Source organism: Caballeronia sp. LZ065 (genome assembly GCF_031450975.1).
Lineage (GTDB): Bacteria > Pseudomonadota > Gammaproteobacteria > Burkholderiales > Burkholderiaceae > Caballeronia.
The window spans coordinates 182,632-209,305 of the sequence record NZ_JARUXV010000002.1 but is presented as its reverse complement, the minus strand read 5'-3'; the positions used below and the strand labels follow the sequence as shown (position 1 = coordinate 209,305).

Annotated in this window: 25 protein-coding genes and 1 pseudogene; 16 read left to right on the top strand and 10 right to left on the bottom strand. The window is 64.8% G+C overall.

Annotated features, from left to right (window positions below; all coding sequences use genetic code 11):
• Positions 1-140 precede the first annotated feature (140 nt).
• Positions 141-461 carry a hypothetical protein gene (locus QCE63_RS15120; protein WP_309834096.1) on the top strand — a complete coding sequence of 107 codons (321 nt, stop codon included), beginning with the start codon at positions 141-143 and terminating at the stop codon, positions 459-461.
• 96 nt (positions 462-557) lie between these two features.
• On the opposite strand, the gene QCE63_RS15115 is transcribed toward QCE63_RS15120, so the two are convergent.
• Together QCE63_RS15115 and QCE63_RS15110 are read right to left on the bottom strand one after the other, a co-directional pair.
• Positions 558-1,280 carry a hydantoinase B/oxoprolinase family protein gene (locus QCE63_RS15115; RefSeq protein WP_309834094.1) on the bottom strand — a complete coding sequence of 241 codons (723 nt, stop codon included), beginning with the start codon at positions 1,278-1,280 and terminating at the stop codon, positions 558-560.
• A 149-nt stretch (positions 1,281-1,429) separates the two neighbouring features.
• Positions 1,430-4,318, bottom strand: a complete 2,889-nt coding sequence (locus QCE63_RS15110) for a winged helix-turn-helix domain-containing protein (protein ID WP_309834092.1) — start codon at positions 4,316-4,318, stop codon at positions 1,430-1,432.
• A gap of 202 nt (positions 4,319-4,520) precedes the next feature.
• Between QCE63_RS15110 and QCE63_RS15105 the strand changes: the two genes are divergently transcribed.
• Entirely contained in the window at positions 4,521-5,762 is a 1,242-nt protein-coding gene (locus QCE63_RS15105; protein ID WP_309834090.1) for an FAD-dependent oxidoreductase, read from the top strand.
• Between the two features lie 18 nt (positions 5,763-5,780).
• On the opposite strand, the gene QCE63_RS15100 is transcribed toward QCE63_RS15105, so the two are convergent.
• The 5 genes from QCE63_RS15100 to QCE63_RS15080 all read right to left on the bottom strand — a co-directional run bounded on the left by QCE63_RS15100 (position 5,781) and on the right by QCE63_RS15080 (position 12,166).
• Positions 5,781-7,004 (bottom strand): Gfo/Idh/MocA family oxidoreductase, encoded by a 1,224-nt coding sequence (locus QCE63_RS15100; RefSeq protein WP_309834088.1) that lies wholly within the window; start codon positions 7,002-7,004, stop codon positions 5,781-5,783.
• A gap of 25 nt (positions 7,005-7,029) precedes the next feature.
• Complete coding sequence (locus QCE63_RS15095) at positions 7,030-7,650, bottom strand: YoaK family protein (protein WP_309834087.1); 621 nt, start codon at positions 7,648-7,650, stop codon at positions 7,030-7,032.
• A 407-nt stretch (positions 7,651-8,057) separates the two neighbouring features.
• Positions 8,058-8,339 (bottom strand): DUF3253 domain-containing protein, encoded by a 282-nt coding sequence (locus QCE63_RS15090; RefSeq protein WP_309834086.1) that lies wholly within the window; start codon positions 8,337-8,339, stop codon positions 8,058-8,060.
• A complete protein-coding gene (locus tag QCE63_RS15085; RefSeq protein WP_309834085.1) occupies positions 8,336-9,907 on the bottom strand; it encodes a sensor domain-containing diguanylate cyclase in 1,572 nt (523 codons plus the stop codon). Before QCE63_RS15085 ends, QCE63_RS15090 begins: the two co-directional genes overlap by 4 nt.
• Positions 9,908-10,099: 192 nt before the next feature.
• A complete protein-coding gene (locus QCE63_RS15080; protein ID WP_309834083.1) occupies positions 10,100-12,166 on the bottom strand; it encodes an EAL domain-containing protein in 2,067 nt (688 codons plus the stop codon).
• Between the two features lie 523 nt (positions 12,167-12,689).
• Between QCE63_RS15080 and QCE63_RS15075 the strand changes: the two genes are divergently transcribed.
• Positions 12,690-13,058 carry a hypothetical protein gene (locus QCE63_RS15075; RefSeq protein ID WP_309834080.1) on the top strand — a complete coding sequence of 123 codons (369 nt, stop codon included), beginning with the start codon at positions 12,690-12,692 and terminating at the stop codon, positions 13,056-13,058.
• Positions 13,059-13,076: 18 nt separating this feature from the next.
• On the opposite strand, the gene QCE63_RS15070 is transcribed toward QCE63_RS15075, so the two are convergent.
• Positions 13,077-13,982 (bottom strand): LysR family transcriptional regulator, encoded by a 906-nt coding sequence (locus QCE63_RS15070; protein WP_309834078.1) that lies wholly within the window; start codon positions 13,980-13,982, stop codon positions 13,077-13,079.
• Between the two features lie 148 nt (positions 13,983-14,130).
• On the opposite strand from QCE63_RS15070, the gene QCE63_RS15065 reads away from it, so the two are divergent.
• The 13 genes from QCE63_RS15065 (at position 14,131) to QCE63_RS15005 (ending at position 25,241) form a co-directional block, all read left to right on the top strand.
• Positions 14,131-14,982 (top strand): substrate-binding domain-containing protein, encoded by an 852-nt coding sequence (locus tag QCE63_RS15065; RefSeq protein ID WP_309834076.1) that lies wholly within the window; start codon positions 14,131-14,133, stop codon positions 14,980-14,982.
• 4 nt (positions 14,983-14,986) lie between these two features.
• Positions 14,987-15,667, top strand: a complete 681-nt coding sequence (locus QCE63_RS15060; RefSeq protein WP_309834074.1) for an amino acid ABC transporter permease — start codon at positions 14,987-14,989, stop codon at positions 15,665-15,667.
• Positions 15,657-16,319 (top strand): amino acid ABC transporter permease, encoded by a 663-nt coding sequence (locus QCE63_RS15055; protein ID WP_309834072.1) that lies wholly within the window; start codon positions 15,657-15,659, stop codon positions 16,317-16,319. The genes QCE63_RS15060 and QCE63_RS15055 overlap by 11 nt, the downstream gene beginning before the upstream one ends.
• 30 nt (positions 16,320-16,349) lie before the next feature.
• A complete protein-coding gene (locus QCE63_RS15050; protein WP_309834071.1) occupies positions 16,350-17,309 on the top strand; it encodes an agmatinase in 960 nt (319 codons plus the stop codon).
• The gene (locus tag QCE63_RS15045; RefSeq protein ID WP_309834070.1) at positions 17,306-18,046 is read left to right on the top strand and encodes an amino acid ABC transporter ATP-binding protein; all 741 of its coding nucleotides are present in this window, start codon (positions 17,306-17,308) and stop codon (positions 18,044-18,046) included. The genes QCE63_RS15050 and QCE63_RS15045 overlap by 4 nt, the downstream gene beginning before the upstream one ends.
• Before the next feature lie 22 nt (positions 18,047-18,068).
• Positions 18,069-18,482, top strand: coding sequence for a RidA family protein (locus tag QCE63_RS15040; protein WP_309834069.1), 414 nt, complete (start codon positions 18,069-18,071; stop codon positions 18,480-18,482).
• Entirely contained in the window at positions 18,479-19,615 is a 1,137-nt protein-coding gene (gene argE / locus QCE63_RS15035; protein ID WP_309834068.1) for an acetylornithine deacetylase, read from the top strand. The genes QCE63_RS15040 and argE overlap by 4 nt, the downstream gene beginning before the upstream one ends.
• 62 nt (positions 19,616-19,677) lie before the next feature.
• Entirely contained in the window at positions 19,678-20,577 is a 900-nt protein-coding gene (locus QCE63_RS15030; protein ID WP_309834067.1) for a LysR family transcriptional regulator, read from the top strand.
• 185 nt (positions 20,578-20,762) lie between these two features.
• Positions 20,763-22,085 (top strand): MFS transporter, encoded by a 1,323-nt coding sequence (locus QCE63_RS15025; protein ID WP_309834066.1) that lies wholly within the window; start codon positions 20,763-20,765, stop codon positions 22,083-22,085.
• A gap of 29 nt (positions 22,086-22,114) precedes the next feature.
• Entirely contained in the window at positions 22,115-23,158 is a 1,044-nt protein-coding gene (locus QCE63_RS15020) for an amidohydrolase family protein (RefSeq protein WP_309834065.1), read from the top strand.
• On the top strand, positions 23,155-23,823 hold the full coding sequence (locus QCE63_RS15015; protein WP_309834064.1) for an RraA family protein: 669 nt from the start codon (positions 23,155-23,157) through the stop codon (positions 23,821-23,823). Before QCE63_RS15020 ends, QCE63_RS15015 begins: the two co-directional genes overlap by 4 nt.
• A 64-nt stretch (positions 23,824-23,887) precedes the next feature.
• On the top strand, positions 23,888-24,280 hold the full coding sequence (locus QCE63_RS15010) for a hypothetical protein (protein ID WP_309834062.1): 393 nt from the start codon (positions 23,888-23,890) through the stop codon (positions 24,278-24,280).
• Between the two features lie 124 nt (positions 24,281-24,404).
• Positions 24,405-25,241, top strand: a complete 837-nt coding sequence (locus QCE63_RS15005) for a bifunctional allantoicase/(S)-ureidoglycine aminohydrolase (protein WP_309834060.1) — start codon at positions 24,405-24,407, stop codon at positions 25,239-25,241.
• Positions 25,242-25,248: 7 nt separating this feature from the next.
• Here QCE63_RS15005 and QCE63_RS15000 read toward each other — a convergent pair whose 3' ends face one another.
• Together QCE63_RS15000 and sdhB are read right to left on the bottom strand one after the other, a co-directional pair.
• A complete protein-coding gene (locus QCE63_RS15000; RefSeq protein WP_309834059.1) occupies positions 25,249-26,442 on the bottom strand; it encodes an amidohydrolase family protein in 1,194 nt (397 codons plus the stop codon).
• A 134-nt stretch (positions 26,443-26,576) separates the two neighbouring features.
• Positions 26,577-26,674: pseudogene (gene sdhB, locus QCE63_RS14995) on the bottom strand (succinate dehydrogenase iron-sulfur subunit); the annotation flags it as partial.

Below are 26,674 nucleotides of genomic sequence, written 5' to 3'. Positions count from 1 at the left end.
GCGGTGCGGCGCGGCCCTTCGGGGCAGGTGATCTGATAGCGAAGCTCCCTGCCCTGATAACAGATGACGAAATTGGGCGCCTCGACCTGCACGTCATCCGCATCGTCCACGCCGACGCTCGCCGTCCCGGTCACGAGATAGTGGAATTCGATCAAGCCCTCGGGCGGCACGGGCTCGGTGCGCGCGTGCGCGTAGCAGCAATCGGAGACCGCGACGTAGATCTCATCGCGGATCGAGATCATCTTCCAGGCGCCTTCCTGACCGTCGCCCGGCACCTCGACGATGCGTCCATACAGCCCCAGCGCCTGCGCTTCGACGCAACGCGCATCGTTGCGCAGGCGCCGGTACGCTTCGGTCAGCGGCGCGCCTGCATGGGCAAGCGCGGTGCGAAAGAGACCGGCGCGTTGTTCGTCGTTGAGGTCCAGCGATTGCGCTTCCACGGAAGCGTTGCCAGAAGTTGAAGCTCGATCCATGAATGCCACCGCGCGGCGCGGTTCCATCGTCGGAAACAGGGCGTCCATTCTAGCGATGGCTTCTAACGAGCCAATATTCCAGGCTCAACCCAGGCCATACGCCTGCACGGCGCACGCCTCGCTGACATAGCCGAGGCGTACATCCTCCGCAACCTGTTCGCGTGACCGCTCACGCGCCGCGCCAATGCCCGCGCCGCCCGGCAGGTCCAGACACAAGCGCCGTCCGCGCGGCACGGTTTGCAGGCCCATTGCGGCCAGCGGCGTGCCGTCATCGAGCGTCACGGCGCCCGGCGCACCTGAACCTCCGCCGTCGCGACCGCGCGCTGCATGGACGATGCGGTCGTACATGCCAAAAAACTGGAACGGCGCGCCATCGACGGATGCGATCTCCAGCCGTTGTCCCAGTCCGCCGCGCCAGCGTCCGGGGCCGCCGCTGTCGGGCCGCAATTCCTTGCGCCAGATCACCACCGGATAAAGCGATTCGACGATCTCGCATGCAATCGCCCGCACGCCGCTCGGGAATGCGGTGCCCGACATGCCGTCGTCGCCGGTACGCGCGCCCGCGCCGCCACTGTTGAAGAACAGCGTCTCGAACGCGCGCGGCTGCTGCGCCGACGATGCATCGGGCAAGGCCTCGTCCGCCGCCATCCACGCCGCCGCGCCGCCGCGCAACTGCGCGCCCCAGACACACGACGCGGCTTCGGCCGGCACCCGATCCGGCAGCACGCCGGCAAGCGCACCGAACACGACATCCGGAAGGAACTGCCCGATGATGTGTCGCGCGCACACGGGCCAGGGCCGTTGCACGTTGAGGATCGATCCCTCGGGCGCGCTGATGTCGAGCGGTTGATTGCGGAGCGCTTCGGCGTGGCGGTCTATGACATCGTGAGCATGGTGCAGTGGTTCCAGGGCGGACTGAGACCGCGCAGGTTCTGAAGCGGTCACCCGGCCGTCAATCAATCAGCTGCGCGCAAGCTGTCGAGCAGCGCCCGCGCCTCCCTGACATCGACGATCGCGCAGTTCGACGGAAACCGCTCGCACACAGCGGATAGCAGTGCGTGTGCATGATCGCTCTCACCTTGTGCGTGCTTGAGACGCGCAAGGCTCTTCGCCGCACGCAGTTCGAGAAACAGCGCACCCTGCTGGCGCGCGACGTCGAGCGCCTGCGTGAACAAGCCCTCGGCAGCGCCGCCGCCGGATGCCGCGCGAATCTCGCCCGCAATGCGCAACAGCTCCGGCAGATTCCAGAGTTCGTCGTGCTGCTTCGCGCGCGCAAGGGCGTCGTCGATGGCCGCCTGCGCATCCGCACGCCGCCCGAAGCGCAGCAGACCATGTGCGTACAGCCCGGCAAACAGCGTCTGGCGCATGCCGAGATGCTCGCGTTCGAGCTGCGCCAGCGCATCGTGAAGAATCGTCAGGCCCTGACGTTCGTTCCGCTCGATCAGCAAGGCGCCATGAAGACCGCGCGCCATGGCATCGAAGAGCGCCAGCCCGTTCTTTGCCACACAGTCCTGCAGGATGTCGAGCGCTTCTTCAGCGGCGTCGAGATCGCCTGCATGGAAGGTCAGCGGAATGAACGCGAACACCAGCACGTAGCCGATGGTCAGCGCATGACCGCTCGCCTCGGCATCCCTGCGCGCCCGGTAGGCTTCTTCCAGCGCGCGTTCCGCGCAGCCCTGGAACCACAGGACGCTTGCCATCAGCGAACGCGTTCCCTCGCGTCCGCTCACGTGGTTGTCGGACAGTTGCGACTGGCGGCATTGGGCGTCGAAGGCTTCGAGCACACCGGCAAGCAACTGCCGCGCTTCGGCCTGCCTGCCCATGTGATGCCACGCGAAGGCCGTGAGCCGGCTGCCTTCCGACATCGCGTCTTCATCGCCAGACGTGCTGGCAATCGCGCGGAAGGTTTCGAGGAGCGCATCGGCATCGCGATGCCTGCCCGCATACACGAGCCCGCAGCAGGCCGGAAACAGCGAGCGCAATTGAAAACCGGTATCGCCCAGCCGCTGCGCAATGGCCAGCGCATGGCGCGACGCCGCCTCCACCTGGCTCACCATGCCGCGCGTGTACAGCGCCGACGCAGCCAGCGCCGTATAGAGCCGCATGCGCTCGGCTTCGAGCGCGGGCAACGCTTGCGCATGGCGCAACGCCTCCTCCACGCGGCCGCGGCACTCTTCCAGCGATGACGCACGAATCCACGCCGGAATCGCCAGCACCGTCAGTCCAATGCCCAGCGCTGCGTCGCCCTGCGGCGAGAAGGCCCAGCCAAGGGCCGCGCGGACGTCGTCGATGGTCGGGAGATGGTCGCTCAGCCAGCGTTCGTCTGGCGGGCGGTTCCAGCAGTCTTCCACGCGTGCATACAGCGCCACGAAGTGCTCCGCGTGGCGGCGGCGCAGCGCATTCAGCTCGCCCGCCTCCGCGAGCTTGCGGCGCGCGTAGTCGCGCATCGTGTCGAGAAAGCGGTAGCGCACGCTGGCATGGCTCAGATTCGCCGACAGCATCGACTTCGCCACGAGACTTGCGATGGCATCGATCACGCCGGCGTGCGTCAACTGCGCGTCGCTCGCCACGGCCGCGGCGGATTCCAGCGAGAACGCCGCCGGAAACACGCCCAGCCGCCGCAGCACGACACGTTCGGCCTCGGGCAATAGCTGATGGCTCCAGTCGAGTGTCGCGAGCAGCGTCTTCTGGCGCTCGGGGGCGGTGCGGCGGCCTTGAGCGAGCGTCCCGAAGCGGTCGTCGAGCAGCTCGAAAAGTTCGCGGACGCCGAACGCATCCAGACGCGTGGCGGCCAGTTCGATCGCCAGGGCAATGCCGTCGAGCCTGCGGCAGATGCGGGCGAGCAGCGGCGCTTCCTCGTCGGTCGGCATGAAGCCGCCGCGCGCGGCCTCGGCACGCGCCACGAAGAGCTCCACGGCCGAATAGCGCAGCGCTTCGGCCATCGTGAGGCTGACGGAGTCGGGCGGGCTTTCGAGCGGCTCCAGCCGGTACACATGTTCGCCGGTTGCCTGCAACGGCTCGCGGCTCGTCGCCAGCACCGTGAGGCAGGGCGCCGCCGCGATCAGCTTCTCGGCGACGACCGCCGCGGCTTCGATCACGTGCTCGCAGTTATCCAGCACCACGAGTTGCGGGCGGCGCTGCAAGCGGAAGGTGTTCGTCAGCGCCTGCAGGATGTCGTCCGAATGCACGGCGAGACCCATCGCGTGCGCGACGGCATGAGGAACGAAACGCGCATCGGACAACCGCGACAGATTGACGAACCAGACATCGTGCCGTCCCGCCTGCTCCCTCTGATGCGCGACCGCCAGCGCGACCGTGGTCTTGCCGATCCCGCCGGGACCGGCCACCGTCAGGATCCGCGCTCGCGTCAGCCGGTCCAGCAGGGTGCGGATCGTCCCCGTGCGGCCGACGGGACGCACCAGCGCCGCAGGCAGGTTGTGCGACGCCGCGTGCGGGGCCTGCGGCAGATCTGCGCCGGATGGAATCGCCTCGCGCTCGACGGGCGCCACGAACTGATAACCGCGGCCCACTACCGTCGCGACGAAACGCTGGTCGTTGGGCGCTTTGCCCAGCGCCTTGCGCAACGCGGCGATATGCACCTTGAGGTTGCTGTCTTCCACCACGGCGCGCGGCCAGGCGCGCGCCATCAGTTCCTGCTTGGTGACGAGCTCCCCGCGACGTTCCACCAGTGCGGTCAACAGCTCGAACGCCCGCCCGCCGATGAGCACGCGCACATCGCCATCGAGCAGCATCTGCTGCGACGGAACGAGCCTGAACGACGCGAACAGATAGACCACTGCTGTCGCGTCGTCGGCAGGACCGCTGTCGAACGGGGAGCCGGGCATGATCGGGCTGTCGGAATGGCCGCAGGGCCGTCGCAGAAAATTGAAAGGAAGCAGCGCGGCATCAGTCTAGCCTGTTTCACCTCTGCTCAATGAAAGCAACTCGGCGTTGATCGTCACGTCACCCGAAACGGGCTTGACCTGAGACAATCCGTTCACACCTTCCGGGACATCTTATGCGCCACGCCTGCACGGAGCCTTTGCAATGAAGTTCGATACCCTCGTACTCGGCGCCGGCATGGTGGGCGTATCGGTTGCCGTGCATCTGCAACGCCGCGGGCTCGCGGTTGCGTTGGTCGACCGCAAGGCGCCCGGCAACGAAACCTCGCTGGGCAATGCGGGGTTGATCCAGCGCGAAGGCGTGTATCCGTATGCGCTGCCCCGCGACGCCGCCACATTGATGCGCTATGCCGGCAACCGTTCGCCCGATGTCCGCTATCACCCGCGCGCCCTGCCCAGCTACGTGCCGTTCCTGCTGCGCTACTGGCATCACTCGCGCGCGGACCGGCATGCGGCTATTGCGCGGTCATACGCCACGTTGATCGAGCACTGCGTCAGTGAACATCGGGAGCTTGCCGAAGCAGCGGGCGCGCAAGCGCTGCTGCGTCCGGGCGGCTGGCTCAAGGTCTTTCGCAGCGCGGCCGCGCAGGACGCGGAATGGCGCACGGCTCAGCGCTGGCATGACGAATACGGCGTCTCGTTTCAGGTGCTCGATGCTGCGCAGTTGCAGCGTGAAGAACCCTCGCTGAGTCACGGGCTGAGCGGGGCGCTGCGTTATACCGACGCCGTGTCCGTCAGCGATCCCAATGCACTCGTGACCGCCTACGCGCGTTATTTCGAGCAGCTGGGGGGCCGTGTTTTCAGCGGCGATGCTGCGACGCTCGCGCCGCAATGGCAGGTCGAGACGGTAGCGGGACGCATCGAGGCGCGTGCGGCCGTGATCGCGCTGGGGCCATGGTCGGACCGGCTGACTTCACGTCTGGGTTATACGCTGCCGCTTGCCGTGAAGCGCGGCTATCACATGCACTACGCGGCGGCCGATGGCGCGCAACTGCATCAACCGGTGCTGGATGCGGAGCGCGGCTATCTGATCACGCCGATGGCGCGCGGCATCCGCCTGACGACGGGCGCGGAACTGGCGTACTGCGACGCGCCCGCCACGCCGGCGCAGCTCGACGCGCTCGAACCCATCGCGCGCGCGACCTTCCCGCTGGGCGAACGTCTCGATGACACGCCATGGCTCGGCCGGCGTCCATGCACGCCGGACATGATGCCGGTCATTGGCCGGGCGCAGCGTCATGCGGACCTGTGGTTCGCGTTCGGTCATGCGCATCACGGGCTGACGCTCGGCCCCGTGACCGGGCGGTTGATCGCGGAGATGATGACGGGCGCCGCGCCGGTGGCGGACCCGTTTCCGTTTCGGGCCGAGCGGTTCTCAGGTGCTTGAACGAGGCATGCAGGCCCCTTACTCGTCGAGCCGCACTGGCCGGCCTTCCCGCGCCGAGCGGTAGAGCGCCTCCATCAGCACCTGATCGCGCAGACCTTCTTCCCCGGGCGTGTCCGGTTCGCTTCCGTCGCGCACGCAGCGGGCGAAGTGATCGATTTCGAGCATGAACTGATCCTTGAATTCGAGCCGCGGCTCATCGACCTGTTCGATGTCACCTGCGCGATGCGCGATCCGCATGCGCTGTCCCTTGTAAGCGAAGGCATTCTCCACGTCGATCCAGCCTTTCTCAAGCCGGATGCGCATGTCCTTCGACTCATGCGCGCCATAGCTCGCCGCGCAGTTCGCAAGCGCGCCGGAGGGGAAGCGCAGCATGAACGCAATCGTCTCTTCCACTTCGCGGTAGCGCTCGTCCGCCGCTGGATTGACGATCTGCGCAAAGACTTCCACAGGCTCTTCGCCGAGCACATGGCGCACGCCGTTCAGGCAATACAGCCCGATGTCGGGCAATGCGCCGCCCCCGGCAAGCGCGGCCCGCAGGCGCCATTGCTCGCCCGAGCCCTGCACCTGCGCATTGGTCGCCTCGATCACGCGCGCCTTGCCGAGTTCGCCCGACTGCACGCGGCGCATGGCCTCGCTGTTGAAGACTTCGAACTGACAGCGATAGGCAATCATCAGCTTCACGCCCGCCTTGGCGCAGGCGTCGATCATCTGCCGCGCCTCGTCGGCGGTGTTGGCCATGGGCTTCTCGCACAGCACGTGCTTGCCCGCCTGCGCCGCAGCGCTCACGTGTTCCAGATGCAGACCGTTGGGCGTGACGACGTACACCGCGTGGACATCCGGATTCCCGGCGAGGCGCGCCATCTCGGCGTAGGAATAGATCGACTGCTCGTCGATGCCGTATTGCTTCGCCACTGCCCGCGCCTTGTCCGGGCTGCCCGAGACGAGCGCCGTCACGCGCGCGTGCTTGCAGGCGCTGAAGGCGGGCAGGATCTGCTCCAGCGCCAGACGGCCCAGACCGACGACCGCAAAGCCCACGCGCTGCTCCGGCGCTGAAGGCGCGGGCGGTGGCGGCGAAGGTTTGTCGGCGTCGCCCTTCCAGTTCCCGAAGCGAACCTTGCCGTCCTCGACCGTGCCCAGATCGATGGCGGCGGGCGGCTGCGGCTGCCCGGATGCAGGGAGCATCGGACCATCGGGCGTACCGGGACCGGTGACGTTGAACTCGGTTTTGTCGTGTGTGGACATGAAGCATCCTCCTGCGTTGAGTGATTCATTCGGTTCGGGCTTGCTGCGCGTCGCGTGCGAGCAGCGCGACGCATGCACCCGCGAGCACCGTCGCCGCGAGAATCGCAAGCGCACCCGTGCCATATAAAAAATCGAGCAACGTACTGAGCGCCGCGCCGGCGACGAACGCCATCCATCGCACGACGCCGGCTGCTGCCGCGCTGAACTTCCCTTCACCAAGATGCCGCGCGACGCGGATGAAATTGCCCGTGATGAACGAAATGCCCGGTTCATCGGCGCGTGTCTGATTGATCGCACCGATGCCCGCCGCGATCAGACAGGTCGCCGTCGTTGGATACGCTGTGCCCGCCAACGGAACGGCGCATGCGAGCAGCAATGCGGTGGATGCGAGGCAAACAGGCGCGCGCCAGTTCGGCAGCCGTGATGCGAGCCACGCGGCAAACGTCGCCGTTACGAAGAAGCAGGCGATCACGCTCGCGAGCGGCAGCGCCTTGCTCCATGCGCCGGCGATCAATGACTGGCCGAGCCTGGTCGAATTGCCGGTCATGTACACAGCCAGCAGGTCCTTGCTGTGAAGCATGATGAGCGCGTCGGTGCCCCCCGCGATGGCCACCAGCGCAAGGACAGGCACAGCGGTACCGGCCATGTCTCTCAGCCAGGAGGTAACAGACGAAAGCATGTTCGTGTTGGGTGCGGATGGCGTGATCGATGAGCTTTCACGGTCCGCAAATTCGGTGCCTGTGGGATGAGGCCGCAGCGCTCAGGACGCGCTTTCTTTCAGAAGCATGTCATAAGCTTGCGCGCGAGTCGGGCGGGAAAAGGAACGTCTTTCACGCGGGGGGTGCGTGGTCATGGACGAATGTCGGACGACGGCATGTTCCAGGCTCAGCGCATGGGACGTGAGGGATACGGACAGCAAGAAACTCGATACGTCGATGACGCTGGCCACGCGAGGGCGCGAACGTACCGGGGTTTCCCTGCACCGTCTGGCAGATGAAGCGCGCGCGCTGCCCGGCCGTCGCCCGATCCGTTGCACGACCTCTGAGCCTGGCGTCAGTCGCGCGCCGGAAAGCCCGGTCCGCGCCGCAACCGGATCGGACCATGGCTGATCTGATCCGGGTCCAGCGTTGCCTCTCCCTGCGTGATCCGCAAGCGCTGCCGATGCGCCATCCGTGCAGCCACGTCCCTCACTGCAGGCATCAGTTCGCGCCAGCCGTCTTCATCGTTGGTGAGCGCGCGCGCGACGTCCGACGGACAAATGGAAGCCGTCCCGGCGCGACTGCGCAGCAGATCGAGCACGCATCGTTCGATGTCGAGAGCAGAGACGCGTGTCATTTGACGGCCTCGTCCGCGAGGCTGCGGGATCCGCGCGCCGGATCGGCGTGAAGCGTGTCGCGCGAAACCTTCGCCTTGCGGACCGGGTTCACTCCCACCGTGACGATCGATACGCGATTGCGGCCGTCGCGCTTTGCGTCATACAGGGCTTCATCGGCGCGACGCATCGCGGTTTCGAGGCTCGCGCCGTCATCGGGCTGACAAAGCGCCACGCCGATACTCACCGTCACCGGCGCGAGCGGCATGGTCTGCGGCGTGTCGTTTTCTTCCGCGCATGCGGCGACGTCGGTGAGGATGGCGTCGGCGACATCCTCGGCGCGGCGCGGCGTGCAGTCGGCCAGCACGACGATGAACTCTTCGCCGCCATAGCGCGCGACGATGTCGTTCTGCCGGCGCGCCCGTCTCGTCAGGCAATGCGCGACGAAGCGCAGCGCCCGGTCGCCCGCCACGTGGCCATGCGTGTCGTTATAGGCCTTGAAGTGATCGGCATCGACGAACATGATCGCCATCGGCAGCCGATGCCGCACGGCCCGCGCCCACATTGCCGGCAGCGTTGCGTCCAGCCCGCGACGGTTGGCGACGCCCGTGAGTCCGTCCGTGTCTGCGATCGCGATGAGCCGCGCCTGCGCCGCATCGCGCTGCCGCACCGCGAACACGAGCAGCCACACGACGATCGTGAACGCGCACGACACCACGACACTCAATGCGCCGATGATGAGCGAACGATGTTTCCACTCCTCGGTGACTTCATCCATGGCCGGCGCGACCATGGCAACGAGATTGCTGCCCTCCACGTTCGCGAAGGTGGACAGGCGTTCGACACCGTCTACCGGCGACGTCGCGACGAAAGAGCCGCCCTTCGGTCCGAGCATCGACAGGAACGAAGGCGAGGCAACCGAAAGCAGCCGGTTGCGGCTCACCTGCGGATAGCGCGCGAGGATGAAACCGTCGGTCTGCATGATCGTCGCGGCGCCATGCTTGCCCAGCTTGACGCCATCGACCAGTTGCTGGAAGTAGTCGAGATCGAGCGCAATCAGCGCGATGCCGCCGAAGCTGCCGTCAGCCTTCGAAATGCGGCGGCTGAACGCAATGGACGGGCTGCCGTTCCTCAGCCGCGATTCATACGGCTTCGAGATGTACAGCCCCAAGTCGTCGCGGTTCTTGTGCACGAGAAAGTAATCGCGATCGGCGAAGTTCAGCGTCGGAAAGAGCCGTGCGCGTCCCTGCACGATCCGGCCCTCCTCATCCACGGCGTAGATGCCCATCACGTGGGGCGCCATGGTCGCGCGGTCAAACAGCATCTGCCTGCGCAACTCCGGCGGCAACGCGAGAATCTCCGGATTCGACACGCCGTCCACCACGGCCTGCAAGGAAAGGTCGTAGACCTGCAGGTTGCGGCTCATGTCGCGCGCAAGAGCGGCGGCCACGTTGGCTGAGGTCTCGCGCGCCTTGTCCACCGCCTCCTGCCTGCCGGACACCAGGACCACGGCGGTCGTGACCAGAACCACGAAGCAGACGAAGGTCGTGCACAGCGCGATAAGAATCGCGTGCCTGTCGACCCAGGACATCGTCCAGCGTGATTCCTTTCCGAGGGTTGATGACTGCTTCAACCGTGCTCTCCTTCGCGAACGCGGCTCTGTTCGAGACCGCGCGCCCTCTCTCGTTTGAATAATTTTTCGTCCGCCGTTCCGGTTTTTTCCGGAACAGCCTCGCATCCTAACGTTTCGGACGCCATTCCGGTGGACAGCGGCTGCTTGGGGCTAATCGGACACGACCCTGCCGGCTTCGACGGTTTTCATGAACTGTTCCGGCGCCATGGGCCGTCCCAGCAGGAAACCCTGCAACATGTCGCAGCCCAGCTGGCCCAGGAAGGCCTGCTGCTCCTCTGTTTCGACGCCCTCCGCAACGACGCGCAGATTCAGGGTGCGTCCCAGTGCGACGATCGCCGCCACGATGGCCGCGTCCTCGGTATCGCGCCGCAGATCGCGGATGAAGCCCCGGTCGATTTTCAGTTCATGGGCAGGCAAGCGCTTCAGATAAAGAAGACTGGAATAACCCGTTCCGAAATCATCAATAGCAATCCGCACGCCTGTCTCGCGCAACTGTTTCAACACGCTGAGGCTGAGTTCGACGTCGTGCATCGCGGTGGATTCGGTGATCTCCAGAATCAGGTGACGCGGTTCGAGCCGATGCTGAACGAGCGCCTGACGCACGACCTGCACGAGGCTGGTGTGGACGAACTGCGTGGCCGAGAGATTCACGGCGACGCTCCAGTCCGTGTGCCCCGCCTCGACCCAGATGCGCATTTGACGGCAGGCTTCATTGAGGGCCCATTCGCCGATGGGCACCATCAGTCCGCTCTTTTCGGCGATCGGGAGGAACTCGTCCGGCGCCATCAGGCCCCGCGACGGATGCTTCCAGCGCAGCAGTGCCTCAGCCCCCACCACGGGGCCGCCCCGCGCCTGGAATTTCGGCTGATAGTGCAGCATCAGTTCGCCGCCCGACAGCGCCACGCGCAGATCACGCGCCAGCTGCATGTGCTCGTAGGCGTCGGCGTGCATCGAGGGCTCGAAGAAGCAGTAGTTGTTGCGGCCCATGGCCTTGGCGCGGTACATCGCCGTATCGGCGCTCGTCAGCAACTCGCTCTGGGTCCTGCCATGCTCGGGATGACAGGCAATGCCGATACTCGTGGACACCTGAATCTCATGCTCGCCCGCCGAATAGGGTTCCTCCACGATGCGGATCAGCATGGCCGCGATGTTCGCCACGTCCGCCGGCCGGGTGACGTCGCACAACAGGACGAACTCGTCGCCGCCCACGCGGGCGAAGGTGTCATTCGCGCGCACGCTCGCGCCGATGCGCCGCGAGACATCGACCAGCAGGCGGTCTCCCATCTGGTGCCCGAACGCGTCGTTCACCGCCTTGAAGCCGTCGAGGTCCAGGAACATCAGCGTGAAGTGCCGGCCCTGCTGGATGAGCTGGTTCAGGCGGTCATCCAGCAGGACACGGTTGGGCAGCTTGGTCAGGCTGTCATGCAGGGCAAGATGGATCAGCTCCTTGTTGGCCTCCGCGAGCGACCGGGAGAGCGCGGCAGTACGCAGTTCGAGCCTGAGTTCCAGCACCGATACGATCAGCGCGATGCTCAGCACCGCCACGGTCACGACAATCACGATGGCCGCCAGCCATGACGTGTTGGTCCCATGACTGGCCGCCTCGCAAATGGTGCCCAGCGGAAAATGCGCGGCCGCCATGCCGGTGTAATGCATGCCGACGATGGCCGATCCCATCAGCAGCGACGCACCGCCGCGAAACAGGAATACTCCGGCTTGTCTGCCGCGTATATGGAAAGCCGTCCACAAGCCCGCGCCCGAAGCGGCAACGGCGATGACAACGGACAGCGCGACCAGGCTCCAGTCGTAGTCGATGACCGGGTTCATCTGCATGGCGGCCATGCCCGTGTAGTGCATGCCGGCGATGGCAGGGCCCATGAGCAGCGACCCCAGCATCAGCCGGCGCCACGGCAAGCCGTACTGGCTGACGAGCCATAAGGCAAAGGTGGACGCCGCGACGGAGATCAGCAGCGAAAGAAAAGTGATGGTCGGGTCGTAGCCCACGGGGATGGGCAGGTCGAAGGCGAGCATGCCGACGAAGTGCATGGACCAGATGCCAAGCCCCATTGCACAACCGCCGCCGACGAGCCAGAGATAGCCGGCCAGCCCTTTGGCCGATGCCACGCGGCCGGCCATGTCGAGCGCCGTATAGGAAGCCAGGATCGCTACGAGCAGCGAGCAGACGACGAGGAGCGGATTATAGGAAGTGGCGAGCATTTATTCCGGATTGCTTTTTTTTCAGCAACGCTTGTGTGTTGCTGGTGTTCCAAGAATGAACAGCTTCAACCTCGTGCCTATCTGCGTCCGAAACAGATGCACGCGACATTCTGAACCGAACGTGCGCAACTGTCACAGCATTTTCGTGCACTAAATCAGCCCGTGATGAAACGTTCGAACGGTCTGTTTCCGAATAAAGCTTTATGCAGGTTCCATGCCAATTGTCTTACCAAAAACGGGCGCCGCGTAACCCATGCGCGGCGGGCGTCACGGGGTCCGTTACGTTACATGCACACAGGTGTTACGTCCATTCGTCCCGCGCGTACGTATTGCATTAATGACCCAGGATGTTATCGGTGGGTCCTGCGAAAGGAACGGGAATGGGCCCTCTCCGCCGCTGCATATCGCGAGTAACGGAAAGGACGCGTGGTTAGAAAAGGAATCCCGCCTTACCGGCGTATTACTCGGCATGACGATTGCACATTGGTCGCGCCAGTCACACGTTTGGATGGAGAACGAAATCATGGAAAGCGGAAGCGTGGGTTACAGCTATCTCGGGATTCCCGAGCGTCTGGCCGGCGTGCTGTGGGCTACCGTGCGCGAGATGCAGATGAGTCTGGCGGGCCGGGAGGATTGTTCATGGGCGCAATTGACCAGTGCTTCGCTCAGCCGGTGCGTATTGCACTTTGCCTGTCTTTACCGGGAGCACGGCAGCCGTGACCCGCGACCCGAGGTTGCCTGCTCCGAAGTCTTCCACTTGTTCTCCGAGCAGTTGCTCTCCGATACGACCGCCGCCGAGTGGCACGTGCCCGATCATCTCGTTCCTGTCGTGGCCGGCGCGATTGCCGCCTGTGGCGAGCTCGTCGTCGATCGCATGAACCGCGTCGTCTGAGCACATGGCACCCTCCTTCTATACATTGCCATGCAGTTGCTGCAAGAGATCCAGGAACAGATCGAGCGCACGCGTGCGTGGTCGCGAAATCTCGGTGATGGCGCTGATCGTATTCTCGTACACCGGCACGCCGGGCACCTTGACGAGCGCCTGCCGCTTCGCGAACGAAGCCGCATAGAACTGCGGCAGCAGGCCGACATAGTGCCCTGACAGCACCAGCATCGCAACCGCCTCCAGACCCGAAGCCGAAGGCCCGCGCACCATGCCGAGCGTGTTGAGCGCCTCGTGCACGAAGGGTTGCGAGCGATACACCAGCGGCAGCGTCGCGGCATCGCGGAGACTGCGGCGCACCACATAAAGCTGCTGACGCTCGATGAAAAGCGGCAGGTAGTGAAAGCCGGCCTCGCGCCGGTACATCCCGCGAATCGCAACCTGCACGCGACGCTCGCGCAACGCGAGATCGAGTTCGTTGAACGTCATCACGCGCAATTCCACGCTCACGTCCGGCGCCAGTTCCTTCAGCGAGGCCAGCGCTTCCGCCAGATGACAGCCTTCGTCGCTGACGATGTGCTCGACCATGCCGATGGCGAGCGTTCCGGACAGCACGCCGCGCACCGCATCGATTTCCGGACGGATGCGCGCGAGCGACATCAGCGCATCGCGTGCGAGTTCGAGCGCCACCTTGCCCGCATGCGTGAGCACGAAACCGGACGGCCCGCGCTCGCACAGCCGCGCGCCGAGCGTCTCTTCGACCTCGCGGATATGCCGGCTGATCGACGCCTTCGACATGTTCAGCTGCTTCTCGGCGGCGGCGAAACCGTTCGCTTGCGCGACCGAGCAGAAGATGCGCAACGAGCGCAGGTCGCGTTCGCTGAAGTCGGGGCGCTTGGTAGCGGGATGTTTGACGGCACATCGTTCGGACATGGCAGCGAGAAAAAAATTCAGGGAAAAGGTTACGTTTTTCGGAACCATACCGATAAAAAAATCATTTTTCACTCTCTTTATGGCGACATACATTTCGGCTGCCTCGCCCCCGAGCGTCCCTCAAGCCGTCCCTCAAGCGGAGAAAGCAATGAAAAACTGGTCCAGACGATCCTTTGTGAAAGCGACGCTCGCGTCGGGCGCCGCGCTGGCGCTGCCGAGTATCGCGCGCGCCGAAGGCGGCACGCTCGCCGATATCAAGAAGCGCGGCAAGCTCGTGGTGGGCACCGAGGCCGCGTACGAGCCGTTCGAATTCGTCGAGAACGGCCAGATCGTCGGCTATGGGCATGACGTGCTGGAACTGATGGCGGCGAAACTCGGCGTCAAGCTCGAACAAATGAACCTGCCGTTCCAGGGTTTGCTGCCGGGCCTGATGTCGCACAAGTTCGATTTCGTCGCGACGAGCGTCGGCATCACGCCGGAGCGCGCAAAGCGCTTCGCATTCAGCGAGCCGGTGGGCGTCGTGCGTTCGGTGCTGATGGTGCGCGCGGACGACAAGAGCATCAACCGCGATCTCGACATCGGCGGCAAGATCATCGGCACGCAGATGGGTTCGTCGTCGCAGCCGGTGGCCACCGAGTTCGAGAAGGAACTGAAGGTCAAGACCGGCAAGGGCTACGCGGACACCAAGCTGTTCCAGGCCTATCCGGACGTATCGAACGCGTTGGCGAACAAGACCATCGATGTCGCGCTCATGCCGTCCAACATCGCCGCGGTGCAGATGAAGCGCCAGCCGAACGCGTTCCGTATCGCGGGCACCATCGGCCAGCCGAAGCTGCTCGCGTGGGTGGCGAATCCGAACGATCTCGAGATCCGCAAATTCATCAACGATTCGCTCGAATCTTTCCGGAACGACGGCAAGCTCGCCGCGCTGCAGACGAAGTGGTTCGGCGCCGCGATGGACACGCCGCGCAGCGGCTATCTGCCGGCCGGTTCGATCTGACGCCATGTTCGACTGGATCGACCCGGGCGGCGTCATTGCGCCCTTCCTCGACGGCGTCGTGTCTGGCACGGCGCTCACGCTGGGCGCGTCGGCGTGCGCCTTCGTGATCGGGCTCGCACTCGGCATCGTGCTGCTGCTCGCGCGCATTTCACCATTCGCGCCGCTGCGCTCGCTGGTCATTCTGTGGGTCAGCCTGATTCGCGGCACGCCCGCGCTGATCCACATGCTGATCGCGTACTACATGGTGCCCGCGCTGCTCGACATCTCGGTCTCGCCGGTCACGGCGGGGATCGCCGCGCTGGCTTGCAACACCAGCGCGTATATCGTCGAAATCCTGCGCGGCGCGCTCGGCACGATCTCCTGGGGTCAGCGCGCCGCAGGCTATGCGGTGGGCATGCGCACCTCGCAGGTCTGGCGTCATGTACTGCTGCCGCAAGTGATCTATCGCTCGATTCCGCCGCTCACCAGCGAGTTCACGATCCTGCTGAAAGCGTCGTCGCTGATGTCGATCATCGCGGTGCCCGAGCTCGCGACCGTCGCGCGCAACGCGACACTGCAGACCGACTTGCCGCTGCAGGTCTTCGCGATCACGGCCGCCGTGTATTTCGTGATCCTGTTCCTGATTTCCGCTGCTTCGCGAGTATGCGAACGCCGCGTTGCGAGGATGCTTCCCCATGGCCATTGATTTCTCGATCGTCCGTGAAGCCATTCCCCCGCTGCTCGAAGGATTGCGCATCACCGCGCTCGTCAGCGTGACCGGGATTCCGCTGGGCATCGTGGCCGGCATCGCCGCGGCCTATGCGGCGCAGTCGCGTACCGTGCTGCGGCCCGTGGCGCTCGCCTACGTCGAACTGGTGCGCAACATTCCGTACCTGATCCTCGTGTATCTCGCGTTCTTCGGCCTGCCGAAGCTCGGTGTGCCGGCCTCGGCGATGTCGGTCGCGATCGGCTGCACGGTGTTCTACACCGGCGGCTATTTCTGCGAGATCCTGCGCGCCGCGTTGCGCTCCGTGCCGCGCGGCCAGACCTTCGCGTCGCTGTCGCTCGGCATGACCTTCTGGCAGGCGCAGCGTCACATCATCGCGCCGCAGCTGTTCGGCTTCATCACGCCGCCCACCACGAGCCTCGTCATCATGATGTTCAAGGACTCCGCCATCTTCTCCGTGATGAGCCTCCCGGAGATGACGTACCAGAGCAACCTGCTCACCGCGAACACGTTCGCCTATGTCGAAGTGCTCGGCACGACGGCCTTGATGTACTGGATCTGCAGCGTTCTGCTGGCGGGCGTCGGCCGGCGCCTGGAGACCGTGATCGGCCGCCGCACGCGTCATGTCTGACGCGCCCTCCCCTCACTCTGGAGACACCCCATGACCCAATACACTGTCGCGCCGCGCGTCGGTCATCCCACGCTGCTGTACTCGGAACTCGATCTCGACATCGACAACCTGAAGGCCGATATCGCCGTGCTCGGCATGCCGTATGGCGCGCCCTATGACCCGTCCGACTTCAGCAACGACCAGACCAACGCGCCCTCGGCGATCCGCCAGGCGACCGATCGCGTCGTGCGCAAGCCCTATCACTACGACTTCGATATCGACGGTCCGCTGCTGCAAGGCCGCACCGATGTGCGCTTCGTCGATTGCGGCGACATCATCCCCGACCTGACGAAGCCCGGCGAACACTATGCGCGCGCCGAAGCAGCAGTGCGCCGCATCGCGGCGGGCGGCGCGATGCCCATCGTGCTCGGCGGCGATCACGGCATCACTACGCCGGTGCTGCGCGGCCTCGACCAGAAAGGCCCGATCACGCTGGTGCATATCGATGCCCACCTCGACTGGCGCGACGATGTCAACGGCGTGCGTGAAGGCCTCTCGAGCCCGATCCGCCGCGCCTCCGAAATGGCGCACGTCGATCGCATCATCCAGATCGGTCTGCGCGCGCAAGGCAGCGGCCGTCCGGAGGAACTGGTCGCGGCACGCGCGTATGGCGCGGACCTGGTGACGGCTTACGAGCTGCATGACATCGGCATGGAAGCGGTGCTCGCCCGCATTCCCGATGGCGGCAACTACTACCTGACCATCGACGCGGACGGTCTCGATCCCTCGGTGATGCCAGCGGTCGCGGGACCGGCGCCGGGCGGCGTGACCTTCGTACAGGCACGCAAGCTGATTCACGGTCTGGTGAAGAAGGGGCGCGTGGTCGGCATGGATATCGTCGAGATCCAGCCGGAGAAGGACGATAAAAACCTGATCTCGTGCATCACGGCGGGCCGCCTGATTCTCAATCTGATCGGCGCGTCGATCCGCGCGGGGTATTTCGACAAATGACGACACCGGTCATCGAGATTCGCGGCATCGACAAATGGTACGGTGCGCATCACGTGCTCAAGCAGTGTTCCACGCACGTGAACAAGGGCGAGATCGTCGTGGTCTGCGGGCCTTCCGGTTCCGGAAAATCGACGCTCATCAAGACGGTGAACGCGCTGGAACCGTTCCAGAAAGGCGACATTCTCGTCGACGGCACCTCGCTCGCCGCGAAGTCGACCAACCTGCCGAAGCTGCGCAGCCGCGTCGGCATGGTGTTCCAGCACTTCGAGCTGTTTCCGCATCTCGACCTGACGCGCAATCTGACGCTCGCGCAGCGCATCGTGCTGGGCCGCGACGAGACCCGTGCGCGTGAGAAGGCGCGCGAACTGCTCGATCGCGTCGGACTCTCGGCGCATGCGCACAAGCATCCCGGGCAACTGTCGGGCGGCCAGCAGCAGCGCGTCGCCATCGCGCGTGCGCTCTCGATGGACCCCATGGCCATGCTGTTCGACGAACCGACCTCCGCGCTCGATCCCGAGATGGTGAACGAGGTGCTCGACGTGATGGTGGAGCTCGCGCGTGAAGGCATGACCATGATGGTGGTGACGCACGAGATGGGCTTTGCGCGACGTGTCGCGCATCGCGTTGTGTTCATGGAGGACGGCGCGATCATCGAGGACAGCCCCACTGATGCGTTCTTCCAGGACGCGGCCAGCCCTGCGGTGAAACGCTTTCTTTCGAAAATTCTTCAGCACTGATTCCACTTTTTTTCGACACGACATGACCACGCATACCCGCATCCGCAAGTTCAATACGCGCGAAACCTATCCGGAACAGAAGCTCGATAACGACCTGTGCCAGGCCGTGATCGCCGGCAACACGATCTATCTGCGCGGCCAGATTGGCCAGGACCTCGACACGCGCGAGTCGGTGGGCATCGGCGATGTCACCGCGCAAACCGAGAAGGCGATGGCGAATGTCAAGATGCTGCTCGACGAATGCGGCAGCAAGCTCGAAGACATCTGCAAGGTGACGGTGTATATCATCGATCCGCGCTATCGCGAGGCCGTCTACAACGTGATGGGCCGCTGGCTCAAGGGCGTGTTTCCGGTTTCCACGGGCATCGTCGTGCAGGCGCTCGCGCGGCCCGAATGGGTGGTCGAGATTGACGTGACCGCGGTGAAGCCGGCATGACAGCAAGCCGTAGCGCCGAGTTGCTGAAGGCGCTGATCGCCTTCCCGACGATCTCGCGCACGCCCAACCTCGCGTTGATCGAGCATGTCGCGGGGCTGCTCGGCGCGGCGGGGATTGCCTGCACGCTCGTCAGGAACGATGCGGGCACCTGCGCCAACCTGTTCGCGAGCACCGGACCGGCGCATGTGCCCGGCGTGATGCTCTCGGGCCATACCGATGTCGTGCCGGTCGAAGGCCAGCCGTGGACCGTGCCGCCCTTCGAGGCGACCGTGCGCGACGGACGCCTGTACGGACGCGGCGCGGCCGACATGAAAGGCTTCGTGGCGTGCGCAGTCGTGGCGATGCTCGATGCCTCGACGCGCACGCTCAGGAAGCCGCTGCAACTCGCGCTGTCGTATGACGAGGAAATCGGCTGCTTGGGCGTGCGGCGGCTGATCGACGTACTGGAGAGCGCGCCGGTGCGGCCCGAGCTGTGCGTGGTCGGCGAGCCGACGATGATGCAGATCGCCACCGGTCACAAGGGCAAGGCCGCGTATCGCGCGGTCTGTTGCGGCGAGGAAGGTCATTCGGCCCTCGCGCCGCAGTACACGAACGCGATTCACGTCGCCACCGACTGGATCACGGCGATGCGCGCGGCGCAGCAGCAGCTTGCGCAACACGGCGCACAGGACGATGGCTACGACGTGCCTTATTCGACCATTCACGTCGGCACGATTCACGGCGGCCGTGCGCTGAATATCGTGCCGAACGAATGCACGCTCGACTTCGAGATCCGCACGCTGGCAGCGGATCGCGCGGAAGCGATTCTCGATGGCATTCGGGCGCGCGCCGCGGCGGACAGTAGCGCGCCGTTGCCGGAGATCGAGGAAGTGAATGCTTATCCCGGTCTCGATACGCACTTCGCAAGCGACGCGGTGCGCTTTCTGGAGGCGCTGTTGCCACCGGGAACGGACACGCGCAAGGTCGCGTTCGGTACGGAAGGCGGGTTGTTCTCGACGCGGCTCTCGGTACCGGCGCTGGTGTGCGGTCCCGGGGATATCGCTGTTGCGCACAAGCCGGATGAGTATGTCCAGCTAGCGCAGCTGGATGCGTGTGATGCGTTTCTGGCGCGGCTGGTCGGGGGATTGGGCTAGCGAGCGGCGCGCGTCAGGTATGCCTTGTGACATCATGAGGTCTTGTCCCAAGGAACAGCCCGATGAACTTCAGATCCCTCCAATGCTTCGTCATTCTCGCCGAGGAACTGAACTTCAGCCGTGCAGCGGAGCGCCTGCACATCGCGCAACCCGCCTTGAGCCAGCAGATCCGCCTGCTGGAAGACCGGCTCGGCACGCAACTCGTCGACCGCGCGCGACGGCCGCTGCGGCTTACCGAAGCAGGCCACTACCTCTGCACGGAAGCGCGCCAGATCCTCGGCTCATGGGAGCAGGCGAGCCTCGGCGCACAGGAGATTGGCGTCGGGCGACGGGGCTGGCTCGCAATCGGCTTCACGCGCTCCGCTATGTACAGCATCCTCCCGCCCGCGCTCAAAGCCTTTCATCAGGCTTACCCCGAAGTCGAACTGAAACTCTTCGAGATGCTCACCGAGGAGCAGACCGATGCCTTGCGCGACTTGCGCATCCATGTCGGCATCGGGCGACAGCCACTCGATATCCCGGGCTGCACCTCCTACACGCTGCTGCGCGAGCACGTGGTGGCCGTGCTCTCGCCGGATCATCCGCTCGCGGCACGGAAGAAAGTCCGCATCGCCGAACTCGCCGATACCCCGCTCATCGTCTATCCGAAACACCAGAACGCGCAGTTCAAGCACACCGTGCAGTCGCTGTATCGCGATGCGGGCGTGACGCCGTTCATCGCGCATCAGGCCTATGAAATCCAGACCGCGATCGCACTCGTTGCCGCCGGGCTCGGCGTGACCTTCGTCGGAAAATCCGTGGCGCGGCACGGGCGCGCGGACGTCGTGTTCCGCCCGCTCGCGGGCCCCGGCGCATCGCTCTGGTCGACGCTCGCCGCCACCTTTCGCAGCGAGGACGATTCAGCGCATCTGCACGCTTTCCTGCACTGTCTTCCGCCCTCCCTCGATCCTCCCGCACTATAAGCGAAAGCTTATAGAAGCATAAGCAACGCGTCTTGGACGCGCGCCGCCGCGCTTCTTATCATCGATCGAACGTACAGGCTGGCTTGCTGTGCGCGTCAGCCAGCCCGAATGCAAGGACGGCGCAGGCTGTTTGTAAAGCGGGGCCGCAGAGCCCTTGTGATCCGATGAAAGAACCTGGAGACGGCATGACCCCCTTCAATGAAGCGGAGACGATGCGAAAGGTCTACGGGCGCCTCATGCCCCTGCTCTTCGCGATGATGTTCTTCAACTATCTCGACCGCATCAACATCGGCTTCGCGGCGCTCGACATGAACAAGGCGCTCGGCTTCAGCCCGGCCGTGTTCGGCTTCGCGGGCAGCATCTTCTTTGTCGGCTACATGGTGCTCGAAGTGCCGAGCAATCTGCTGCTGCATCGCGTGGGCGCGCGCCGCTGGATTGCCCGCATCCTGCTGACCTGGGGCGCCGTGGCCGCAGCCACCGCTTTCGTCTTCGACGACAAGAGCTTCTACGTGCTGCGCTTCCTGCTCGGCGTGATGGAAGCGGGCTTCCTGCCAGGCGTCGCGGTCTATCTGACCAAGTGGTTTCCGGTGCGTTACCGGGCGCGCGCGGTGGGCGGCTACATCATCGCGGGATCGTTCTCGGCCGTGCTCGGCGGCCCGATATCGACCATGCTCATGACCTATGCGAACGGCGTGCTGGGTCTGCAAGGATGGCAGTGGATGTTCATCCTCGAAGGCATTCCCGCGATGCTGCTCGGCCTGCTCACGCTGCGCATCATGACGGAGCGGCCCGCCGAAGCCGACTGGCTGCGCGACGACGAAAAGCAGTGGCTCGAAACCACGCTCGCCGCCGAACGCGAAGCCGTGGGCGGGGCCACGCACTTTCCGCTGTTGCGCGTCGCGGGCGACATCCGCGTATGGAGCCTCGCCTGCCTGTTCGGCTGCGCGCTGGTCGGCATCTACGGGCTCTTTCTTTGGCTGCCGCAGATCGTCAAGAGCCTTGGCCACCTGAGCAACATCGAAGTCGGCTTTCTCTCGGCCGCACCGCCGCTGCTGGGCGTGCTCGGCACCTTCATCATCAGCCGCAGCTCCGACCGCACCGGCGACCGCAAGAAGCATCTCGCCTTCGTCTATGGCATGAGCGCCGTGGCCATCGCGGGCAGCGCCTATGCGCCCAACCCCGTCATCGCCTATGTGCTGCTGTGCGTGACCGGCCTCTTTATCTACGCAGGCAATCCGCTGTTCTGGAGTCTCGCGTCGTCGTTCCGGACCGGCGCGGCGGGCGCAGCGACCATCGCGCTCATCAACACGATCGCGCAGTTCGGCGGGCTGGTCGGGCCGTGGAGCATCGGCCTCGTGCGCAACGCAACCGGCAACTTCAAGCTTGCGTTGCTGACCATCGCGGCGTTCCTCGTCGTGGCCACCGTGATCGCGCTGGTCATGCGCGTCAAGCCCGCCGACGATGAAGCCTCCACCCTGCCCGCCGGCGACCCCGCCGCGCGCACCTGAATCCGCATTCAACGCAACGGACTTAACGCATGATCATCGATTGCCATGGCCACTATACGACCTCGCCCCCGCAGCACGAAGCATGGCGCGCGAAACAGATCGCCGCGCTGAAGGACGGCCATACGCCGCCCCCGCTGCCCAGCGTGTCCGATGACGAGATTCGCGCGAGCATCGAAGGCGGACAGTTGCGCATCCAGCGCGAACGCGGCACCGATCTCACCATCTTCTCGCCACGCGCCGCCGGCATGGGACATCACCTCGCCACCGCCGAAGCCAACGCCGTCTGGTCAGGCGCATGCAACGACCTCGTGCATCGCGTGGTCGAGTTGTTTCCGCGTAACTTCGTCGGCGTGTGTCAGTTGCCGCAGGCGCCCGGCGTGGCGCCGGAGAATTGCATTGCCGAACTGCGACGCTGCGTGGAAGAGCTGGGCTTTATCGGCTGCAATCTGAATCCGGATCCATCGGGCGGGCACTGGTCCGGGCTGCCGCTCACGGACCGGTCCTGGTATCCGCTCTATGAAGCGATGGTCGAACTCGACGTGCCGGCCATGATCCACGTCTCTTCATCGTGCAACCCGAACTTTCATGCAACAGGCGCGCATTACATCAATGGCGATACGTCCGCGTTCATGCAGTTGCTGAGCGCCGACCTGTTCGCCGACTTCCCGACGCTCAAGTTCATCATTCCGCACGGCGGCGGCGCGGTGCCCTATCACTGGGGACGCTATCGCGGACTCGCGCAGGACATGAAGCGGCCGCTGCTCACCGAGTATCTGCTCAACAACGTGTTCTTCGATACCTGCGTCTATCACCAGCCCGGCGCCGAACTGCTCGCCAAGGTGATTCCTGCGAAGAACATTCTGTTTGCATCGGAGACGATTGGCGCGGTGCCGGGCATCGATCCCGAGACCGGCCATCATTACGACGATACGCGCCGCTATATCGACGCCATCGAATGGCTCGCCGATGCAGACCGCCAGCGCATCTACGAAGACAACGCGCGGACTGTGTATGGACGCCTCAACGCGCAGCTCGACCGACAACAACCATCCATCGAAGGAGCAACGACATGAACCCGGCCGGCTGGCGCGAACATGAATCAGCGGTACAGGCGAGCCCCGCGACGCTCGACGCGTTGCGCCAACTCGCGGTATCGCTTCTGAGCGACAACATGGCCCGCGTGAGCGGCACGACCGGGCTGCGTCCGTATCATCGGCCGCGGCCGATGGCCGGCACCGCGGTCACGGTGCGCACACGCGGTGGCGACAATCTCGCGATTCATCGCGCGTTCGATTACTGCCGCCCCGGCGACGTGCTCGTGATCGATGGCGCAGGCGAACTCACGCAGGCGCTGATGGGCGACATCATGGCGAGCTATGCCGCGAGCCTCGGCGTGCAGGGCCTCGTGATCGATGGCGCAATCCGCGACGTCGGCGCACTGAGCCAGCGTGATTTTCCGGTGTATGCGCGCGGCGTCACGCATCGCGGGCCCTACAAGAGCGGACCCGGCGAGATCAACGTGCCGGTGACAGTGGGTGGCATGGTGGTGCATCCAGGCGATATCGTCGTGGGCGACGAGGACGGCGTGCTGGCCATCGCGCCCGGCGATGTCGAAGCGGTCATCGCTGGCGCACGCAAGCAGGCGGAGAAGGAAGCGGCACAGCTCGAAGCCATCGCGCAAGGCCGCTTCGATCGCGCATGGGTCGCGCTGCAGCGTGACCGGATGATGAACGGTTGAGGACTTGCCGAACCCAGGCGTGCGCGCGCATGATGACGCGTTCGCCTCTTCGACTTCACGCGTCATGCCCGACACTCTGGACACTGCAGCACTCATCGAACTAGCACGACGCGCCGAGGCCGGCGATCCCGGCCCGTGCGCCTGCACAAAGACTCCGCTCGACGGCTGGCAATCACAACCGCTTTCTCTCGACGAATCGTTGCTGCGCGAGATCGGCACCTTGTGGCCGCAAGACGATCCGGAGCCCACCTTCGCTGAATACTTGCCCAACAAGATTCAGTACTGGTCAGCGGATGCGCCCATCGCGCCGCGCTACTTCCCGTATAACCGCTGCGGCGTGTGGGAATGCTCGGTCTGCGGGCGCCTCTATCTGCGTTACACGGAAGGCGGCGGTTACTTCGTGGATCGTCGCATTCGCGCACTGCGCTTCGCGCTGATCGAAGACGTCCCGCTGTAAGCGGTCACGGCGAAGGCGCCATCGGGAAGCGCCGAAAAGACTATGATGGTTCGATGCGCGGCACGGCGCAACGATCACGGCTCCGCCACGCGCATGCGACGTCCACCCTTACGGAGACTCTCGTATGTCAAGCCAACCCTACTATGCGCCGCATGGAGGCCATCCGGCGCAGACCGAACTCCTGACCGACCGTGCGATGTTCACCGAAGCCTATGCCGTCATTCCGAAAGGCGTGATGCGCGACATCGTCACCAGTTATCTGCCGTTCTGGGACAAGACACGTCTATGGGTGCTGGCGCGCCCGCTGACCGGATTCGCCGAGACGTTCTCGCAGTACATCATGGAAGTCGCGCCCGGTGGCGGCAGCGAGCAGCCCGAACAAGATCCCGATGCCGAAGGCGTGTTGTTCATCGTCGAAGGCGAAATCGAACTGACGCTGCAGGGCGCGCTGCATGTGCTCAAGCCCGGCGGCTATGCGTTCATTCCACCGGGCGTGCCATGGCAGTTGCGCAATCGTCATCAGGATGCCGCGCGCTTTCACTGGCTGCGCAAGCACTATGAAGCCGTCGATGGCGTGCCGCTTCCCGACGCCTTCGTGACCAATGAACTCGACGTCGAGCCGATTCCAATGCCCGGCACCGAAGGCCGCTGGGTGACGACGCGTTTCGTCGATCCCGAGGACATTCGTCACGACATGCACGTGAACATCGTCACATTCCAGCCGGGCGGCGTGATTCCGTTCGCGGAAACGCATGTGATGGAACACGGTCTCTACGTGCTGGAAGGCAAGGCGGTGTATCGGCTGAATCAGGACTGGGTCGAAGTCGAGGCCGGCGACTTCATGTGGCTGCGCGCCTTCTGTCCGCAGGCGTGCTATTCAGGCGGACCGGGACGCTTCCGCTATCTGTTGTACAAGGACGTCAACCGCCACGTGAAGCTCACGCTCGGCGCGCGGCGTTGATATCGCTTCAGGACGCGACGAGTGCGCCGTCGCGCGCGACGATGCGCCCGTTCGCCATCACGAGCTTGCGCTTCGGCCGCGCGACGACCGCCTGTGCGACGGACTCCGCATCGACCAGCACGAGATCCGCGCGCGCGCCGACGCGCAGGCCGTAGTCCGCAAAACCGCAGCCGCGCGCTCCGGCTTCACTGACGGTATCGAACGCAAGCTGCAGATCGTCGTCGCGCCGCAGGTCGTAGCGCATGCCGATCAGCATCGCGCGTTCGAGCATGTCGGGTACGCCGTAGGGTGTCCAGGTCTCGCGTATGCCGTCGTTGCCGCCGAATATCGTGATGCCCTTGTTGACGCATGTTTTCAAGGGCGGCACGGTAACTGACGGCGGCGCGCTCGTCATCAATGCCACGCGCAGGTGCGCGATGCGATCGAGCAAGGGTTCGCGTTCGCGTTCCGGAAGCGCCCCCAGACAGAAGCCATGGCTGATGACGATTTGCCCTTGCATGCCCGTTGCCTCGACGCGGTCCAGCAGCAGCCGCAGCGTGAATGCGCCCACTTCGCCCGGTTCGTGCAGATGGATGTCGATGGGCTTGCCATGGCGCTGCGCGAGCGCGAATGTCATGTTTAGCGAGGCAACCGGATCGCGGTCGATCAAGGCGGGATCGAGCGCGCCGAGCACGTCCGCACCTTCGGCGAGCGCGCGATCGAGCAGCTCGGCCGTGCCCGGACGAATCAGCATGCCCGACTGCGGGAACGCGACGATCTGCATGTCGAGCATCTCGCGCAAGGTGTCGCGCGTGGCGAGCACGCCGTCAAGATGGCGCAGGCCCGCATCGGTATCGATGTCCACGTGCGTGCGCAAACGCGTGGTCCCGGCCTGCACGAATGCATGCGCGAGTGCGAGCGATTGGGCTTCTGCGCTGTGTCCTGAGGTGCTGCGCCACGCGCGTTCGTTACTGATGCGGTCGGTCAGCAACGGGCCGACTTCGTTGCGATACCACGGCAGTCCCCAATGGGTTTTGTCGAGATGCGTGTGGCCCTCGACGAAGCCCGGCAACAGCAATGCGCCACCGCCGTCTTCAACCGGCATGCCAGGCGGCGCGGCGAGGTCGGAACCGAGCGCGGCGATGCGCTTGTCTTCGATGGTGACGGACACGCGCTGGCCATCGGCCAGGCGAAGGTTGCTGAGATGAAGTGAGCGCGGCATGAACGCACCTGGGACGGTTGGCTTCGCAAGCGGGAATAGTACTCTGCCGGACCAGGAGCCCTTCTGTGCACGCCAAACAAAAAGGCGCGGCCTTTTGAGGGACCGCGCCTTTCGCGTTGACTGCTTGCCTTTCCTCAAACCGCCCGGCGCACCATCAATTCCTTGATCTTGCCGATCGCCTTGGTCGGGTTGAGCCCCTTCGGGCACACGTCGACGCAATTCATGATCGTGT

What these genes read in the sequence shown, in the direction of transcription:
- QCE63_RS15110 (WP_309834092.1), bottom strand. Translation starts at nt 4,318, where the DNA reads ATGCCCGGCTCCCCGTTCGACAGCGGTCCTGCCGACGACGCGACAGCA.
- QCE63_RS15105 (WP_309834090.1), top strand. Translation starts at nt 4,521, where the DNA reads ATGAAGTTCGATACCCTCGTACTCGGCGCCGGCATGGTGGGCGTATCG.
- QCE63_RS15100 (WP_309834088.1), bottom strand. Translation starts at nt 7,004, where the DNA reads ATGTCCACACACGACAAAACCGAGTTCAACGTCACCGGTCCCGGTACG.
- QCE63_RS15095 (WP_309834087.1), bottom strand. Translation starts at nt 7,650, where the DNA reads ATGGCCGGTACCGCTGTGCCTGTCCTTGCGCTGGTGGCCATCGCGGGG.
- QCE63_RS15090 (WP_309834086.1), bottom strand. Translation starts at nt 8,339, where the DNA reads ATGACACGCGTCTCTGCTCTCGACATCGAACGATGCGTGCTCGATCTG.
- QCE63_RS15085 (WP_309834085.1), bottom strand. Translation starts at nt 9,907, where the DNA reads ATGTCCTGGGTCGACAGGCACGCGATTCTTATCGCGCTGTGCACGACC.
- QCE63_RS15080 (WP_309834083.1), bottom strand. Translation starts at nt 12,166, where the DNA reads ATGCTCGCCACTTCCTATAATCCGCTCCTCGTCGTCTGCTCGCTGCTC.
- QCE63_RS15075 (WP_309834080.1), top strand. Translation starts at nt 12,690, where the DNA reads ATGGAAAGCGGAAGCGTGGGTTACAGCTATCTCGGGATTCCCGAGCGT.
- QCE63_RS15070 (WP_309834078.1), bottom strand. Translation starts at nt 13,982, where the DNA reads ATGTCCGAACGATGTGCCGTCAAACATCCCGCTACCAAGCGCCCCGAC.
- QCE63_RS15065 (WP_309834076.1), top strand. Translation starts at nt 14,131, where the DNA reads ATGAAAAACTGGTCCAGACGATCCTTTGTGAAAGCGACGCTCGCGTCG.
- QCE63_RS15060 (WP_309834074.1), top strand. Translation starts at nt 14,987, where the DNA reads ATGTTCGACTGGATCGACCCGGGCGGCGTCATTGCGCCCTTCCTCGAC.
- QCE63_RS15055 (WP_309834072.1), top strand. Translation starts at nt 15,657, where the DNA reads ATGGCCATTGATTTCTCGATCGTCCGTGAAGCCATTCCCCCGCTGCTC.
- QCE63_RS15050 (WP_309834071.1), top strand. Translation starts at nt 16,350, where the DNA reads ATGACCCAATACACTGTCGCGCCGCGCGTCGGTCATCCCACGCTGCTG.
- QCE63_RS15045 (WP_309834070.1), top strand. Translation starts at nt 17,306, where the DNA reads ATGACGACACCGGTCATCGAGATTCGCGGCATCGACAAATGGTACGGT.
- QCE63_RS15040 (WP_309834069.1), top strand. Translation starts at nt 18,069, where the DNA reads ATGACCACGCATACCCGCATCCGCAAGTTCAATACGCGCGAAACCTAT.
- argE (WP_309834068.1), top strand. Translation starts at nt 18,479, where the DNA reads ATGACAGCAAGCCGTAGCGCCGAGTTGCTGAAGGCGCTGATCGCCTTC.
- QCE63_RS15030 (WP_309834067.1), top strand. Translation starts at nt 19,678, where the DNA reads ATGAACTTCAGATCCCTCCAATGCTTCGTCATTCTCGCCGAGGAACTG.
- QCE63_RS15025 (WP_309834066.1), top strand. Translation starts at nt 20,763, where the DNA reads ATGACCCCCTTCAATGAAGCGGAGACGATGCGAAAGGTCTACGGGCGC.
- QCE63_RS15020 (WP_309834065.1), top strand. Translation starts at nt 22,115, where the DNA reads ATGATCATCGATTGCCATGGCCACTATACGACCTCGCCCCCGCAGCAC.
- QCE63_RS15015 (WP_309834064.1), top strand. Translation starts at nt 23,155, where the DNA reads ATGAACCCGGCCGGCTGGCGCGAACATGAATCAGCGGTACAGGCGAGC.
- QCE63_RS15010 (WP_309834062.1), top strand. Translation starts at nt 23,888, where the DNA reads ATGCCCGACACTCTGGACACTGCAGCACTCATCGAACTAGCACGACGC.
- QCE63_RS15005 (WP_309834060.1), top strand. Translation starts at nt 24,405, where the DNA reads ATGTCAAGCCAACCCTACTATGCGCCGCATGGAGGCCATCCGGCGCAG.
- QCE63_RS15000 (WP_309834059.1), bottom strand. Translation starts at nt 26,442, where the DNA reads ATGCCGCGCTCACTTCATCTCAGCAACCTTCGCCTGGCCGATGGCCAG.